This is a genomic window from Bradyrhizobium sp. ORS 278 (assembly GCF_000026145.1).
Classification (GTDB): domain Bacteria; phylum Pseudomonadota; class Alphaproteobacteria; order Rhizobiales; family Xanthobacteraceae; genus Bradyrhizobium.
Genome location: NC_009445.1, coordinates 7,021,112 through 7,036,453 on the forward strand (window position 1 = coordinate 7,021,112; position 15,342 = coordinate 7,036,453).

15 protein-coding genes, 1 tRNA gene and 1 riboswitch are annotated in these 15,342 nt (G+C 65.2%); of the genes, 8 read left to right on the forward strand and 8 right to left on the reverse strand.

The window, feature by feature from the left end; translation table 11 throughout:
* Nucleotides 1–7: 7 nt before the first annotated feature.
* Nucleotides 8–763 (reverse strand): SDR family oxidoreductase, encoded by a 756-nt coding sequence (locus BRADO_RS31400; RefSeq protein WP_012030226.1) that lies wholly within the window; start codon nucleotides 761–763, stop codon nucleotides 8–10.
* A 160-nt stretch (nucleotides 764–923) separates the two neighbouring features.
* Nucleotides 924–997: transfer RNA gene (locus BRADO_RS31405), tRNA-Gly, on the reverse strand.
* A 240-nt stretch (nucleotides 998–1,237) separates the two neighbouring features.
* On the opposite strand from BRADO_RS31405, the gene BRADO_RS31410 reads away from it, so the two are divergent.
* The 5 genes from BRADO_RS31410 to BRADO_RS31430 all read left to right on the forward strand — a co-directional run bounded on the left by BRADO_RS31410 (nucleotide 1,238) and on the right by BRADO_RS31430 (nucleotide 4,109).
* Complete coding sequence (locus BRADO_RS31410) at nucleotides 1,238–1,636, forward strand: SPW repeat protein (protein WP_012030227.1); 399 nt, start codon at nucleotides 1,238–1,240, stop codon at nucleotides 1,634–1,636.
* A 183-nt stretch (nucleotides 1,637–1,819) separates the two neighbouring features.
* A complete protein-coding gene (locus tag BRADO_RS31415) occupies nucleotides 1,820–2,392 on the forward strand; it encodes a methylated-DNA--[protein]-cysteine S-methyltransferase (RefSeq protein ID WP_012030228.1) in 573 nt (190 codons plus the stop codon).
* A 71-nt stretch (nucleotides 2,393–2,463) separates the two neighbouring features.
* A complete protein-coding gene (locus tag BRADO_RS31420; RefSeq protein ID WP_012030229.1) occupies nucleotides 2,464–3,306 on the forward strand; it encodes an AraC family transcriptional regulator in 843 nt (280 codons plus the stop codon).
* Between the two features lie 35 nt (nucleotides 3,307–3,341).
* A complete protein-coding gene (locus BRADO_RS31425) occupies nucleotides 3,342–3,701 on the forward strand; it encodes a VOC family protein (RefSeq protein WP_012030230.1) in 360 nt (119 codons plus the stop codon).
* Nucleotides 3,702–3,710: 9 nt separating this feature from the next.
* Nucleotides 3,711–4,109, forward strand: a complete 399-nt coding sequence (locus tag BRADO_RS31430; RefSeq protein ID WP_012030231.1) for an SRPBCC family protein — start codon at nucleotides 3,711–3,713, stop codon at nucleotides 4,107–4,109.
* 21 nt (nucleotides 4,110–4,130) lie between these two features.
* On the opposite strand, the gene BRADO_RS31435 is transcribed toward BRADO_RS31430, so the two are convergent.
* Nucleotides 4,131–5,579 (reverse strand): MATE family efflux transporter, encoded by a 1,449-nt coding sequence (locus BRADO_RS31435; RefSeq protein WP_012030232.1) that lies wholly within the window; start codon nucleotides 5,577–5,579, stop codon nucleotides 4,131–4,133.
* Nucleotides 5,580–5,704: 125 nt separating this feature from the next.
* A complete protein-coding gene (locus BRADO_RS31440) occupies nucleotides 5,705–6,811 on the reverse strand; it encodes a 2'-deoxycytidine 5'-triphosphate deaminase (RefSeq protein ID WP_041757885.1) in 1,107 nt (368 codons plus the stop codon).
* Nucleotides 6,812–6,923: 112 nt separating this feature from the next.
* Nucleotides 6,924–7,003, forward strand: a riboswitch (SAM riboswitch).
* Nucleotides 7,004–7,081: 78 nt separating this feature from the next.
* Between BRADO_RS31440 and BRADO_RS31445 the strand changes: the two genes are divergently transcribed.
* Nucleotides 7,082–8,320, forward strand: coding sequence for an O-succinylhomoserine sulfhydrylase (locus BRADO_RS31445; protein WP_012030234.1), 1,239 nt, complete (start codon nucleotides 7,082–7,084; stop codon nucleotides 8,318–8,320).
* Between the two features lie 77 nt (nucleotides 8,321–8,397).
* Here the strand turns inward: BRADO_RS31445 and BRADO_RS31450 are convergent, their stop codons facing one another.
* From BRADO_RS31450 to BRADO_RS31460, 3 genes are read right to left on the reverse strand one after another with little or no spacing between them, the layout of a single operon-like run.
* The gene (locus BRADO_RS31450; protein WP_012030235.1) at nucleotides 8,398–9,543 is read right to left on the reverse strand and encodes a GDSL-type esterase/lipase family protein; all 1,146 of its coding nucleotides are present in this window, start codon (nucleotides 9,541–9,543) and stop codon (nucleotides 8,398–8,400) included.
* 14 nt (nucleotides 9,544–9,557) lie between these two features.
* A complete protein-coding gene (locus BRADO_RS31455) occupies nucleotides 9,558–10,316 on the reverse strand; it encodes an SGNH/GDSL hydrolase family protein (RefSeq protein ID WP_012030236.1) in 759 nt (252 codons plus the stop codon).
* Complete coding sequence (locus tag BRADO_RS31460; protein WP_012030237.1) at nucleotides 10,316–11,605, reverse strand: OpgC domain-containing protein; 1,290 nt, start codon at nucleotides 11,603–11,605, stop codon at nucleotides 10,316–10,318. The genes BRADO_RS31455 and BRADO_RS31460 overlap by 1 nt, the downstream gene beginning before the upstream one ends.
* A gap of 331 nt (nucleotides 11,606–11,936) precedes the next feature.
* Between BRADO_RS31460 and apaG the strand changes: the two genes are divergently transcribed.
* Entirely contained in the window at nucleotides 11,937–12,329 is a 393-nt protein-coding gene (gene apaG / locus BRADO_RS31465) for a Co2+/Mg2+ efflux protein ApaG (protein ID WP_012030238.1), read from the forward strand.
* 1,168 nt (nucleotides 12,330–13,497) lie between these two features.
* Here the strand turns inward: apaG and BRADO_RS31470 are convergent.
* Nucleotides 13,498–14,505 carry an Hsp33 family molecular chaperone gene (locus tag BRADO_RS31470; protein ID WP_012030239.1) on the reverse strand — a complete coding sequence of 336 codons (1,008 nt, stop codon included), beginning with the start codon at nucleotides 14,503–14,505 and terminating at the stop codon, nucleotides 13,498–13,500.
* Nucleotides 14,506–14,618: 113 nt separating this feature from the next.
* Here BRADO_RS31470 and BRADO_RS31475 point away from each other — a divergent pair, with 113 nt between their 5' ends.
* Entirely contained in the window at nucleotides 14,619–15,005 is a 387-nt protein-coding gene (locus BRADO_RS31475) for an endonuclease domain-containing protein (RefSeq protein WP_041757193.1), read from the forward strand.
* Nucleotides 15,006–15,342: the final 337 nt, after the last annotated feature.

Here is a 15,342-nt window from a genome sequence, read left to right on the forward strand (position 1 = left end):
GCGTGCCTCAGAGCGAGGCAGTGATGCCGCCGTCGACATAGAGCACATGGCCATTGACAAACGACGATGCGGCCGAGGCAAGGAAGATGCAGGCGCCGACGAGTTCCTCCACCTTGCCCCAGCGCCCCGCCGGCGTGCGCTTCTCGAGCCAGGCGGAGAAAGCGGGATCCGCGACCAGCGCCGCGTTGAGCGGCGTGTCGAAGTAGCCCGGCGCGATGGCGTTGACCTGCAGACCGTGCTTGGCCCAATCCGTCGCCATGCCCTTGGTGAAATTGCCGACCGCGCCCTTGGAGGCGGTGTACGGCGCGATCGACGGCCGCGCCAGCGAGGTCTGCACGGAGGCGATGTTGATGATCTTGCCGGCGTGGCGCGCGATCATATGCCGCGCGCAGGCCTGGCCGACATTGAACACAGAGGCGATGTTGGTCTGCAGCAGGCGCTGGAACGCGTCCTCGGGAAACTCCTCCAGCGGCGCGCGGTGCTGCATGCCGGCATTGTTGACCAGAATGTCGATCGGCCCGATCTCGGCCTCAAAGCGGTCGACGGCCGCGCGCGCCGCGGCGTGGTCGGTGACGTCGAAGGCGAGCACGCGCGCTCCCTTGATCGCTGCGGCCGCCGCAGCAAGCTTGGTTGCATCGCGGCCGTTGAGCACGACCTCAGCGCCAGCGTCCGCCAGCCCGCGTGCGAGCGCAAGACCGATGCCTTGCGAGGACCCGGTCACCAGGGCGCGCCGCCCCGTCAGATCGAACAAGCCGACCGCCACGATGCTTCCTCCGCCTGCTGGCTTTCATTCATGCTGGGGCGATTATGTTATCGATAACAAGGCCTGTCAACGTGAATGCCCGCGCGCCGCGGTCGTGCTGCGTCGAGCAGCGCGGGGACCGACGCGACAAAGTCTTATATGTGCGAGTAACTAATTTGGCTGGAGCGGGCGAAGGGAATCGAACCCTCGTATGCAGCTTGGGAAGCTGCCGTTCTACCATTGAACTACGCCCGCGCGGTTTCATGCTTAGCCGAGCGGAGGCGTTTCGCCAAGCGGCTTTCTGCCGGGGCGCCATCGAGCTATCGGCACCGGAACCCGAGGGCCCCGCTGGATCGCCCGAACGTGATCGTCCGTGCAATGCGCAACCGGAACGGTTCGTTGGACCGCTGCTTTTGCCGTCGCATCCTGTGCCCGTCGGCGACTGCGGAACGGACCACCGGCCACCGACTCGGCCATGTCCAGGGAGTCCACATCATGCTCAACGACAGCTCCGCAGGCCAGACAGCCCCTGCATCGAAAACATTGGCGATCCTATCCGGCCCGTCGGCTCTCGACCTCTACACACTGGCCTGCGGCGCGTTTCTGGCGCTCGCGCCGTGGCTGTTCGCCTTTGTTCGTCCCGCGGGTCGGCTCGATGCGGAGATCGCGGGCGGAGCCGTGATTGCGCTATCCATCGCAGGCCTCACGGCGTTTGCCGATTGGGAGGAGTGGCTGAAGACGGCCGTGAGATCGTGGTTGATCGCCGCGCCATGGCTGCTCGGCTTCGTCCATACCCCGGCGATGCATGTGAGCGTCGGCGTCGGCGTCGCCGTGACGTTTCTCAGTTTGCTGGAGCTCTGGCTCGCGCATGATCCTGATTTTGCGAGCGGCTGAACCGCGGGGTGCGCGTGCTGCGCCGCACCCGATCGCGGCGGCACCAACAGAGAAGAGATGAGAGGGCGCTTGACAACCACGACCCAAATCAGGGCAAACCCGCCCCGGTCGCGCCGCGCTGTTAACAAACTGTTAACAAAGTTGATGCGGGCGAATGATTGTGGTGTGGGTTGGGGTGGCGTCATGGGGCGTGGGTATACGATCTTTGATACGGCCCTCGGCCGTTGCGGCATTGCCTGGAGTGATGCTGGCGTCACTGGCGTGCAGTTGCCGGAAGCGCGGGAAATCGAGACGCGGCGGCGGCTGTTTCGGCAGTTTCCGGAAGCACGCGAGCAACGCCCGTGTTCGAATACTGAACTCGCCATTGCGGGCGTCACGGCCATGCTGCGCGGGCAGCCGGTCGACTTCTCCGGCGTCACTCTCGATCTCAGCGGCGTCACGCCTTTCAACCAGCGCGTTTATGAGGCCATCCGCGCGATTCCGCGCGGCGAGACCCGCAGCGCGGACGAACTCGCGACCGAGCTGCATGTCCCGAAGGCGCTCACCTCGATCACCCAGGCGCTGATGAAGAATACGTTCGTGCTGATCGTGCCCTGCCACCGCGTCCGAGACGTAGGCAACGGCCTCGACAAGCCATCGCCGAACAGCGGGATCATCTCCAAGCGCCGCCTGCTGTCGCTGGAGGGCGCAGGGCCGCAAGCGGGCCTGACCTTGTTCGACGCCCTGTTGGCCGAGGACCGGCGACGGGCCTCATAGCCAGCGCGCATCGTGCAAGAATATCCGCACGGTGCCCTCGTCTTCCTCGCGCAGCCACCTAAATCTTCCGGATGACCGCGACACTTCTGTTCGATAGTCCATCGCTCGCCGTTTCAGAGTTTCGCTGTGCAGCGACCGTGGGCGAGCAGCCGTTCGCCGAGCAATATGCCGGCTATTCGCTGTCCTACGTGCGCAAGGGAAGCTTTGGTTGCCACCATCGCGGCCGCTTCTTCGAGCTGGTGACGGGCGCCCTGCTGGTCGGATATCCGGGCGACGAGTTCATGTGCACGCATGATCACGTTTGCGGCGACGAGTGTCTGTCTTTCTTCTTTGATGACGCGGTCGTCGAGGAAGTCGGCGGCGGAAAACAGGTGTGGCAGACCGGCGCCGTGCCGCCGTTGCCGCAGCTCATGGTGCTCGGCGAGTTGGCGCAGGCGGTGACCGCACGAGACCAGACTGTCGGCCTCGATGAGATCGGCTATGTCATCGCGAGCCGCTTCGTCGAGGCCGTGAGCGGCGAAGCCACGCGGCCCGAGCCGTTGAGCCTCCGCGATCGTCGGCGCGCAGTCGACAGCGCGTTGTGGATCGACGACAATTCGGAGCACGACATCGCTCTCGCGGATGCGGCGCGCGAAGCCGGCGTCAGCCCCTTCCACTTCCTGCGCCTGTTCGCAGCGACAATCGGTGTCACTCCGCATCAATATTTGATCCGAACGCGGCTGCGGCGTGCTGCGCGGCGCCTGAGCGAGTCGGACACGCCCGTCACCACGATCGCTTACGACACGGGCTTCGCCGATCTGTCCAACTTCACCCGCACCTTCACCCGCGCCGCCGGTTTGTCTCCGCTGAAATTCCGCAAGGCTTCGCGAGGCGACCGCAAGATTTTCCAAGATCGGATCGGCCGGTACCGGTGAGATGGCTCCCGCGCATCTGAACAGGGAGACCATCGATGTACGATCATATCGGCCTGAGGGTCCGCAATCTCGACGCCAGCGTCCGCTTCTACACGGCCGCGCTCGCGCCGCTCGGGCACATCCTCTGCTGCAAGGACGAGACCTCGGCAGGCCTCGGCCCGAAGGGCGAACCAGCCCTGTGGCTCTATCTCGACACCACCTCAACCAAGGGGGCTGCGCACATCGCGTTCCGCGCGAACGATCATACTGCGGTCGCCAGGTTTCACAGCGAGGGCCTCAAGGCCGGCGGCACCGACAATGGCGGCGCAGGACCGCGCGCGGACTACGGTCCGACGTACTATGCGGCGTTTCTGATCGACCCCGATGGCAACAACATCGAAGCCATGTCCCAGTGAGACTATTTGATGGCATCGATCCAGAGAGACATCCCAATCGCCGCTCCCGCCGCTGCTGTGTGGGACGCTGTCCGTGATTTCGGCGCGGTTCACGCCAGACTGGCGCCGGGATTCGTGGTCGACACCCGACTTGACGGAGACATCCGCACCGTGAGCTTCGCCAACGGCAATGCGGTGCGCGAGCGCCTCGTCGACTGCGACGACCGATGTCGTAGGCTCGTCTACGCGGCAGCAAGTGAGCGCGTGACCCACCACAACGCCTCGATGCAGATCATCGCGGATGGCGAGCAGCGCTGCCGGATGATCTGGATCACCGACGTGCTGCCGCATGAAATCGCACCCTACATCGCCCAGCAGATGGAGCTCGGCGCGCGGGCCATGCAGGACGCCTTCGCGAAGGGCGGCTGAGATGGGCGCGGTTACAACGTCTCACCGCGAAACGGAGCCTTGCTCGGCCGCGACGCCGGCCGGGTGCAACGACAGCGCGGTCGGCTGCGGGCCCCAGCGGGTCAGCATGACGCTGGTCAGCGTCAGCACGCCGAGCAGGACCATCGACACCGCGGCCAGCGTGAAGAACTGGCCTTCGGTCGCGGCATGGCTCAGCAGGTAGCTCCCGCCGGCGGCGATGAAGACGAGCCGCGCCGTCTGCGCCAGCACCGGGCCGATCACCTTGGCTGCGCCTTGCGAGGAAAAGTACATTGCGATCGCGAGACCGATGAAGGCGTACATCGGGGCCGCGATCTGCAGATAATGCCGGCCCGCGCTGCGCGCGCTCTCATCCTGGGTAAAGATGTCGACCCACAGCTGCGGAACGATCGCGATGATCGTCGAAAGCACGCCCATTGCGGAGAAAGAAACGAGACCCGCAGTCCATGCGATCCGGCGGGCGCGCGCGATGTTTCCGCCGCCGATCGCCATCCCGACCATCGGCACCGAGGCCATGCCGATCGAGAAGCCGACCGTCGTCATCATGAACTCCAGCCGGGCGCCAATGCCGTAGCCAGCGAGCACTGCGGTGCCGAACCCCGCGAGCATGTGCGTGAAGATCGCGATCGAGAGCACCGATTGCAGCGGCGAAAAGCAGGCGACCGCGCCGACCTTGAGGATGTCGGCGAACATCGCCCAGCTGATCTTCAGCCCCCGCAGCTTCGGCCGCACCCGCGCACGTCCCGAGAACAGGTACCAGCCCATCACGGAGATGCTGACGCTGAAGGCCAGCAGAGCGCCGGCAGCAACACCGCGCATCCCGAGCCCGAGGCCAAGACTCAGCGTGCCGCCGAGCACGATCTGCAGCATCGCCGAGCTCAGGATCATGAACGACGGCAGCTTCATGTTGCCGGTGCCGCGCAGAATGCCGGCCATCGAGTTCATCAGCCACGGCAGCATCGCGCCGCCGAAGAAGATCTGCAGATAGGCGACAGCATGGTCCAGCACCGCGCCGCGGCCACCGAGTGTTTCCAGCAGAGCGGGTCCGAACACGAGCATGCCGACCAGGAAGGTCGCACCGAACGACAATGCAATCAGCAGCGCGTGCGAAGCGAGTGTCGAAGCGCGCTCGGTCTCCCCCGCGCCGAGCGCCCGCGCGATCGCCGAGGCGACGCCGCCGCCCATGGCGCCGCCGGACATCGTCATGGTCAGGATCACAAGCGGGAAGACCAGGGCCATCGCGGCCAGCGCCTCGATTCCGAGGCGGCCGATATAGGAGGTCTCGGCGATGACGACGCAGGTTCCGGCCGAGTTCGCGATGAGGTTGGGCCAGGCCAGCGACAGCAGTGTCTTCAGGATCGGGCCGTCGGCCACCGCATTCCGCGCCGGCTTCACGGGCGGCACCGGCCGCCCCTCGCCGACCGGAGTGTCGGCCAGGCCGATCTCGGACATGTTCGCTCCCCGCGTACGCCGCGCTCGCGTCGCGGCTTCTTGTCGTTCGTTCCTAGCACATCGTGCCAGGGTGCCCCCGTGCGGCGAACGCAAGGGGGGTGCGCGCGTCGCGCGCAGCCGCGGCTCTACAGGCGGAAGTGCTTGGAGAGCTTCAGGCCTTGTGCCTGGTAGTTGGAGCCGATGCGGCTGCCATACATCGCATTCGGTCGCGCCAGCATCCTCTCATAGACGAGGCGGCCGACGATCTGGCCGTGCTCGAGAATGAACGGCACCTCACGCGAGCGCACCTCGAGCACCGCGCGCGAGCCCTGCCCGCCGGCGCCGGCATAGCCGAAGCCGGGGTCGAAAAAACCGGCATAGTGGACGCGGAATTCGCCGACCAGCGGATCGAACGGCACCATCTCCGCGGCGTAGTCCGGCGGCACCTGCACCGCTTCCTTTGAGGCCAGGATATAGAACTCGCCGGGATCGAGGATGAGGCTGCCATCGGGCCGCGCCTTGATCGGCTCCCAGAACTCCTCCACCGGATAGCCGCCGCGGCGATCGACATCGACGACGCCGGTATGGCGCTTGGCGCGGTAGCCGACGAAGCCGTTGGCATTGCTGCCGGACAGGTCGACCGACAGCGCCACGCCGCCGGCGAGATCGGCATCGTCGCGGTCGACCAGCCGCTCGGCCTCGTGCAGCGCGATCAGCTCGTCCTCGGACAAGACCGCGTCGCGGTAGCGGAAGCGGACCTGAGACAGGCGGGAGCCTTCGCGCAACAAGACTGGAAACGTCTTGGGGCTGATCTCGGCATAGAGCGGGCCGTGATACCCGGCGCCGATCATGTCGAAGCGGCGGGTGCCGTCGGCGATCACGCGCGTGAACACGTCGAGCCGCCCGGTCGAGCTCTTCGGGTTGGCGGCGGCGACGATGTCCTTCGGCAGCGCGAGGCTCTCCAGCAGCGGCACGATGTAGACGCAGTTGGTCTCCAGCACCGCGCCGTCGGCGAGCCCGATCTCGTGCAGCTTCAATTCGTCGATGCGTTCGGCGACCGTGGATCCCGGTCCCGGCAGGAAGCTCGCCCGCACCCGATAGGCGACATCGCCGAGCCGAAGGTCCAGGCTCGCCGGCTGGATCTGGCTCTCGACGAAATCGTATTCGGGGATAATCAGGCCAGCCTCGGCCATCGCCACGATCATGCGGTCGGGCAGGATGCCATGGGCGTCGGCGGGAAGCGAAAACGGCAAGACCTGATCCTTTGCAGGCGCCGGCATGGCGGCTATGCGAGCCTATATAGGTTTCTTTTACCGGTTATCCGATGGCTGGCTTGACGGAAAGGCCAGGGGAGACTAAGAGCACGACTTATCCCGTGGTGATTTGAGCCGGCCGGCTTGCAGCCACGTTAAATAAGTCGCTAAACAGGCCGGGGACGATTGTGATCCCGGCCGTGAGGAGTTTTCCCAGGCCGGTTTTTTTGTGCTCATCGCGCTGACAGCGGTGGTCACGATGGAGGTCACATGTCCAATTCTCCTGCGTCCAACTCTCCTGCGTCGAAGTCCTCCGCGAAGGCCCCGGCGTCGTTCTCTCACTACCGTCCTGAAACGCGACTGGTGCATTCCGGCGGCCTGAGGTCCGAATTCGGCGAGACCGCCGAGGCGCTCTACCTCACGCAAGGGTTCGTCTACGCCAGCGCCGAGGAGTGCGAGGCGCGCTTCAAGGGCGAGGATCCCGGCTTTATCTATTCGCGGTTCTCCAACCCGACGACCGCGATGTTCGAGCGCCGGATGATCGAGCTCGAAGGCGCCGAAGCCTGCCGCTCGGCCGCGACCGGCATGGCCGCGGTCACCACCGCGATCCTGGCCCCCTTGCGCGCCGGCGATCACGTCGTCGCGGCCAAGGCGCTGTTCGGCTCCTGCCGCTACGTCGTCGAGGACCTGCTGCCGCGCTACGGCATCGAGTCGACGCTGGTCGACGGGCTCGATCTCGACCAGTGGCAGAAGGCGGTCAGGCCAAACACCAAGTCGTTCTTCCTGGAGAGCCCCACCAATCCGACCCTCGACGTCATGGACATTCCGGCGATCGCCGAGATCGCGCATGCCCATGGCGCGCGGCTGATCGTCGACAACGTGTTCGCGACGCCGATCTGGCAGAGCCCGCTGGCGCTCGGCGCCGATGTCGTCGTGTACTCCGCGACCAAGCATATCGACGGCCAGGGCCGCTGCCTCGGCGGCGTGATCCTGTCGTCTGAGGCGTTCATCGCCGAGCACATCCACAACTTCATGCGCCAGACCGGCCCGTCGATCTCGCCATTCAACGCCTGGGTGCTGCTCAAGGGCCTGGAGACGCTTGCGGTGCGCGTGCGCGCACAGACGGATACGGCGGGAAAGGTCGCCAACTTCCTCGCCGCGCATCCGAAGATCTCGCGGCTGATCTATCCGGGCCGCGAGGACCATCCGCAGGCGGCGACGGTCAGGAAGCAGATGCGTGCCGGCTCGACCCTGGTCGGCTTCGAGGTGAAGGGCGGCAAGGCCGCTGCGTTCCGCACGCTCAACGGGCTCAGGCTCGCGCGGATCTCGAACAATCTCGGCGACTCCAAGACGCTGGTCACGCATCCCGCGACCACCACGCATCAGCGGCTGACGCCGGAGGCGCGCGCCGAGCTCGGCATCAGCGAGGGCTTCATCCGCTTCTCCGCGGGGCTCGAGCATGCGGATGATCTGATCGAGGATCTCGACGCGGCCCTGAAGGCCGCGTAGCGAGTGGCGCATAGGGAGTACCGAGTAGATGATCTGATCCCCTATTCGCCATTCCCAACTCGCTACTCGCCCCCTGATCACATCGGCCGATAGGTCAGCACGTCGGCCGGGGCGTTGACGCCGAGCTTCACCTGGCCGACGGAGCGGATGATGTCGTCGCCGAGCAGCTGGGCGAAGCAGGCGTAGCCCCAGTCGCTCATATGCAGGCCGTCCGAGATCACGAACTCGTTCATCGGGATCGCCTGCCGCTCGTGCCAGTCGCGCATCACCTCGAAGCGCGGGAAGATGCCGGCGTGACGCAGCTCGGCGATGCGGCCGAGCAGCATGTTCATGCGGCTGGCGTTCTCCGATCGCTCGTTGACGCGCGGCGAATATTGCAGGTCGACCAGCACGACGTCGGACGCCGCCGCCTGGATCTTGGCGACGCCATCCTCGACCAGCTTGGCGGTGTCGGTCGGATCGAGGCCACGCAGCACGGCATTGGTGCCGACCTGCCAGATCACGAGATCCGGGTGGCGGTCGATCACCGACGTCTCCAACCGCTTCATCATTTCCGGCGCATCCTCGCCGCCGACGCCGGCATTGATGACGCTGATGTCGGCCATCGGATATTGCCGACGCAGCTGCGCGGCGAGCCGGTTCGGATAGGTGTAGTCCGGCCCGCTCGCGCCGAAGCCCTGCGTCGACGACGAGCCGAAGGCGACGATGACCACCGGCAGGCCGGAGGCGAGCTTGTTGGCGACGTGCGGCAGCGAGATGAAATTCTTCTTCGCCACGCCCTTGGGCGGCAGGCACGGCACGCGGTTGAAGATGTCGGACGCCGATTTGGCGACCTGCTTGACCTTGTCGATGGCACGCTCGGTGATGCTCCGGGACGGCGGCTGCCCTGCCGCGGCGGATGGCGCCGCTGCTGCGGCCGGCGCATTGGCGTCCGAGGCCGTCGCCGCCGGCTGCGTTGCCGGCGCCTGATTGGCCCCGGCCGACGGGTGCACGGCTGCGATCTGGCCGGGTCCCTGATTGCCGGCCTGAGCGACCGTGATGTGACCGATCGTCGGTCGGAGCTCGTCGATCGGAGCGGCCGCTGCGTCGGGGACCGACGGCGACGGCGCAGCGCTCTGCGCATGCGCCCATTGCGGGATCACCGAGAGCGCGAACATCATGGCAGCGACGACGGAGAGCTTCTCCCATGGCCCGGATACGCGGTGGCAACGACTGAAAGTCATGAAAACGACGAGTCCTAGTTCTGCTGCGCCGGACTGAGATGCGCCGCATCGATGATGAACTTCGACAGCGCTCGTCCGAGACAGTCGTGGACCTGCTTGGCCAGTTCGATCCCGTGCGTCGGATTGAACAGGTCGAAATCTCCCTGCTCGTTCCATTGCCGCATGATGGCGAAGCGGTCGAACAGCGGGATGTCGCGCTGCTGCGCCACCACCCGCATGTTGTCGATGTAAGGCGGCACGGAGATCAGCGTTTCCGTCCGCGGGCTGTACTGCAGGTTCATCAAGATGACATCAGCTCCTGCGTTCTGCAGCGTCGCCACACCGTCATTGACCGCCTGGCGGAACTCATCAGGATCGATCGATCGCATGGCATCGACCGTTCCAGTCTGCCAGACGACCAAATTAGGCCTTTTTCCTTCCACGAGTTTAACAAGATTGCCAGCGATTTCCTCGGCCGTCTTCTTTGGCTGCAGCTCGACGCTGACATTGACGGTGATGGATGGCAGCTTGTCTTTCAGGGCCGACTGCAACCGTGCGGGGTAGGCATTGCCGTCGGACGCACTCACGATTGTCGACGAGCGGCTTCCAACCACCAGAATGTCGAGTGCGCGGCCGTTCCTCACAGCCTCGGCGACTTTCGGGAGCGGGCTCTCGGTCGTGAGCAGGTAGGCCGGCACCTCGCAGGTCTGCGGCGCATCTTCGGCGCGAGCCGACACCGCCAGCGAAGCCGCCAGCGCCGCGATACCAAACCTTAACCACGAGACGGACTTCATCAGCCCCCTCCCGCCAGATCGGCGTTGGCGCGCACACCTTTTCGCGCCGCACCCTTATCGGCCTCACGCTTGTACCACGAAATCAGCGAGGCAACGCCCCACATGGCGAGGATGCCGCACAGGCTGATCATCGCGTGCATCATGGCGCCGCCTGATACTTCGGCAAGTACGAAGTGGCCCGCGAAGGCCAGAAACACGCCGAGACAGAAGATCTCCAGCGAGTGTTGCCCACAAACAATCAGCGGGCGCAGCCAGCGCGATTTCAACAGCGGCCAATCCTTGGGCAGATAGTGCACGGTCAGTGCTGCGAGTGCGAGGAAATGCGCGAACCGCAACACGTCAAGATCGGTCTTGTCGATCGGATACATCCACTGCTCGATAAGACGCGGCATCAGATGACCGAGCTGCGGGATGTACCAGGTCAGCGTGACGAAGAAGGCGGCAACGAGATAGGCCACGCAGATGCCGAGCGTGATCGGCGAGTTGAGGATCCGCGACATCCGCTTGGCGCCGCCCAGCGCACACCAGGCGCCGAATACGAACAGCAGCTGCCAGGCGAACGGATTGAAGGCCCAGAACCCGTTGGGATAGGCGGACAGATAGAGATCAAGCTCCCAAGTGACCGCGTACAGAACAACCGACAGCCCCAAGGTGAAATCCGGGCGCCAACGCATCAGCGCCAGGATCAGCGGCAGGAACAGCATCAGCACGATGTAGAGCGGCAGCACGTCCATGTTGACGGGCCGGAAGCGCAGGATGAGCGCCTGAACAATCGTGACGTCCGGCTGCTTCAGGAAGTCCATGATCCCCATCTCTTCGGTGTAGAGCGGGTTCTCGAAGCTGGTCGCGACGTAGGAGATCTCGGCGAGGAAGATCGTGAACAGGAAGACGTGGGCGACGTAGATCTGCCAGACGCGGCGCAGGATGCGCGCGGTGGCGACGATGAAGCCGGCGTCCTCCATCGCCCGTCCATAGACGAACGCCGCGGTGTAGCCGGAGATGAAGATGAAGATCTCGGTGGCGTCGGAGAAGCCGTAGTTCCGGATCGTGAACCAGGTCAGGATGTTCGGCGGCAGGTGATCGATGAAGATCAGCCACAGAGCGAGCCCGCGGAACAGGTCGAGCCTGAGCTCGCGCTCGCCGACGGCGGGGAAGCTGATCTTGGACGCAGTCGCCTTGCTGGCGGGCGCAGCAGGGCTCGCCGCCGCGGCCGACTCGGCGCCCGGCGCGGGCGCTGCAGTGGCTCCGGGGACAGACGGTCCGGCAAGGCGATCGGCAATCGACGTCATCAGTCACCACGTCAAGGCTGCCTGCCCCTCGAGGCCCGGCAGGTGAAATGTAGGGCTGCGCAATTTTTGCGCAAGCGATGAAGGACTTATCCGCGGGGCCGTGCCCAGTTTTTCGGCCCTCGCGGGCGGCACCCAACCATCGCATGACGCGCAACCAGAGGATGGCTCGCCTGACGCTACCCTTCGCATCGACGAGCTCCGCCCGACACAGGGACAAAAGCGCGCATACGGATGGCAGAGTCCGCGATTCTGGTGCCATAATGCGGAACTGTGTTGAAAGCACGATGGCGTTACGATTGGTTCCGCGACAAGTTTCCGCTAGAATGCACCGATGTACCGTGCCGTGACTCGCCACATCGAAGTGACCGTCGAGCCGAACTTCCTGCCAGAGAAGTCGTCGGTCGCCGATGGCCGCTGGTTCTGGTCCTACACCGTGGTCATCACCAATAGCGGCGCGGAGACGGTACAGCTGCGCAGCCGGCACTGGGTCATCACCGACGGTGCCGGCCGGCAGCAGGAGGTCCGCGGCGAGGGCGTCGTCGGCGAGCAGCCGGTTCTCGCACCGGGCGAGCGCTTCGAATACACCTCCGGCGTCCCGCTCTCCACCGCCTCCGGCTTCATGTCCGGCTCCTACCAGATGGAGAGCGCCAGCGGCGAGCAGTTCGACATCGTGGTGCCTGCGTTCTCGCTGGACAGCCCCGATGGCAAGCGGGTGTTGAACTAGCACGGCGGGAAGCGGTGGCGACTGGCGCACCATGGTGCAATCGCGTCGCCGAATGCGATTCCCGACATTCATTCCCCTCGTCCTCGTTCGGCCTGCCGCACCTGTCGATGACTCCCACCTCCGTCGTCCCGGGCAAGCGTCCGGCAACGCGCCAGCGTTGGCGGATGCGCCGACCCGGGATCCATAGCCACAGGGTTAAGTTTGGCGATGCGCTGGAGCGGCGATCTTGTCTCACCACCACCGCCTGTGGTTATGGGTCCCGGCGCGAGGCCGGGACGACACTGTGGGTGTCAAGCCAGCATACGTCACCCCCACGCACGCGGATGAACTGAGAGTTCGCGATCACGCCGAGCCTCATCGTTCTCGCCGCGCATTCCGCGCCCGAGCTTTATTCGTTCGTCCGCCCTCGTCAGAGTGAGGGCGCAGGGAAGGCCAGGCCTCGGCTGAGGCCTGCGGCCCGCCTGCGAGAAAAAATGCAGGCGGCAGGTACCACAGGTTCAGCCGGATGGACCCGGCCCTCCCTGCGCGATCGGTTTTAACGGCTGCTTCGCGTTCTCCCTGGTGCGCCGGGCTGTCTGGCCACCATACCGCGACAATGCGCTGAAGCGCATTGCGCGGGTGATATCAGCATCGGGATATCAGGACCGCGCGACTTGACCGTGCGTGCACCGCCGTTCGTCCGCGCAGGAGACCCACGCTGCGTCGACACACGCCCATCGCATCCCACTGCCAACGTCTCGTGACGGTCGCGACACGCCCCTCATGCGGCAGCAGGGACGCGCGGAAATCTGCCAGTGATTTGCCCGACGGCACAAGCGATTTTTGAGTCCGACGGAGCAGTGCGACGGGCAATCGAGAGAGCGCGACGACGGCTCGTCCGCGAACTAACAGCCCTAGATTTTTCGCATGCTCGGCCCCGGCGCAGTGCGAATGGAGTGCGCCCTCTCCCCTTGCGGGAGAGGGCATGTAGGACAGCGCGACGAGCTCGGGCGGGTGAGGGGTATGTCTCTGCGAGGATCATTCGCGGAGAGATACCCCTCACCCGATCGCGCAAGTAGATCGAGCGAAGATGCCCTCTCCCGCAAGGGGAGAGGGCGCTGTATCCAACAGCGAACCGCAGAAACCTATCGGTCCGTGACAACAGAACTGAGCGCAGCTCGCTCAGCTCTCAATTCTCGGTCACGCCCGCTTCATGCGGGGTGAACTCATACACCGAGGAGCAGAACTCGCAGGTGACGACGACCTTGTCGTCCTTGACCATGTCGGCGCGGTCCTGCGGCGAAAAGCTCTTCAGCATGTTGGCGACCGCGTCGCGCGAGCAGGAGCAGCGCGCCTGCAGCGGCACGAGGTCGAACACGCGGACGCCGCGCTCGTGGAACAGGCGATACAGCAGCCGTTCGCCGGACAGCGCCGGATCGATCAGCTCGATGTCCTCGATGGTGGCGACCAGCGACTGTCCCTCGACCCAGGCCTCGTCCTCCTCAATCGTGTGCAGTTCGGTGCCCTCCGGCGCATCGCCGGGATGCAGGTCGGCCTGGCGCAGGCGCTCGGGGGCCTGCGGCAGGAACTGCGCCAGCAGGCCGCCGGCGCGCCAGCGGTGCTTGCCGCCGCTCCACTCCTCGCCGACAGCGAGGCGCACACGGGTCGGGATCTGCTCGGAGCGCAGGAAGTATTCGTGCGCGGCCTCCTCAAGACTGCCGCCGGTGAGCGCGACGAGACCCTGATAGCGGCTCATGTCCGGCCCCTGGTCGATGGTCATCGCCAGATGGCCCTTGCCGAGCAGCGCGCCGGAGTCCTTGGCCTGCTCCTTCAGCTCCTGCAGCCGCGCTTCGTCATAGCGCGCATAGGCGCGCAGCCGGTCGGGCGCCTGGAAGTCGACCACCAAAAACGAGACGGGACCGTCGGTCTGCGTCTGCAGGATGAAGCGGCCGTCGAACTTCAGCGCGGAGCCGAGCAGGGTCGTCAGCACGATGGCTTCGCCGAGCAGCTTGCCGACCGGCGCCGGATAGGCGTGCTTGGTGAGGATGTCGTCGAGCGCCGGCCCCATCCGGGTGAGCCGGCCGCGCAGATCCAGCGCCGCGACCTCGAACGGCAGCACGGCGTCGTCCACCGGCACAGCCGAGGGCGCGCGGCTGGTGTCGAGGTTGATGTTGGTGTCGGGGGGATTGGCTGTCATGGGGCGTATTTGGGGATGGCGCGGGCAAAGGGAAAGGGGCTTGGGAACTAGCGCATATAGCGGGCTCCGTATACCGTCTTGGGGAAGGGATAGGCCGCATCGGAGGCTGGGTGATGTCAGACACACCGCATCATCGACCGACCGGCAAGCGCATCCGTACTTTCGCGAAAGCGATGCGCCGGGAGCCGACTGATGCCGAAGCCGCAATGTGGCGGCTGCTGCGCGGCCGGCGACTGTCAGAGTTCAAGTTTCGCCGACAGGTGCCGTTCCGAAACTACATCCTGGACTTCGTCTGCTTCGAGCAGCGGCTGGTGATCGAGATCGATGGCAGCCAGCATGCGGATGCCACGGGTGATCGGACGAGAGACGAGGTGCTTGCTGGCGAAGGATTCAAAGTGGCTCGATACTGGAACAATGATGTCCTTCAAAAACGAACGGCTGTTCTCGAGGACATCCTCGCAAAGTTGAGCGAGAGGAGAGAGATCCCTCACCCGGCATGATCGAGCTAAGCTCGATCATGCCACCCTCTCCCCTTGTGGGAGAGGGTGCAGCGAGCAAGCCGGGCGAAATTGGACAAACATTCAATTCGCCGACGAACGCGATCCAACAATCAGCCCTGACAGTGCCCGCGACTGCGCCCTCTCCCCTTGTGGGAGAGGGCTACACCGGCATGAGCTACAAACTCACTCGGGTGAGGGGTTCGTGCCACAAACTTGGGCCTGCGCCCGGGGCAACCCCTCACCCGGTTTCCATGCTGCGCATGGAAACCACCCTCTCCCACAAGGGGAGAGGGTGCACCGATTGCTGGGCTTCGGGCTTCCTTTGCAACTAGCGCCT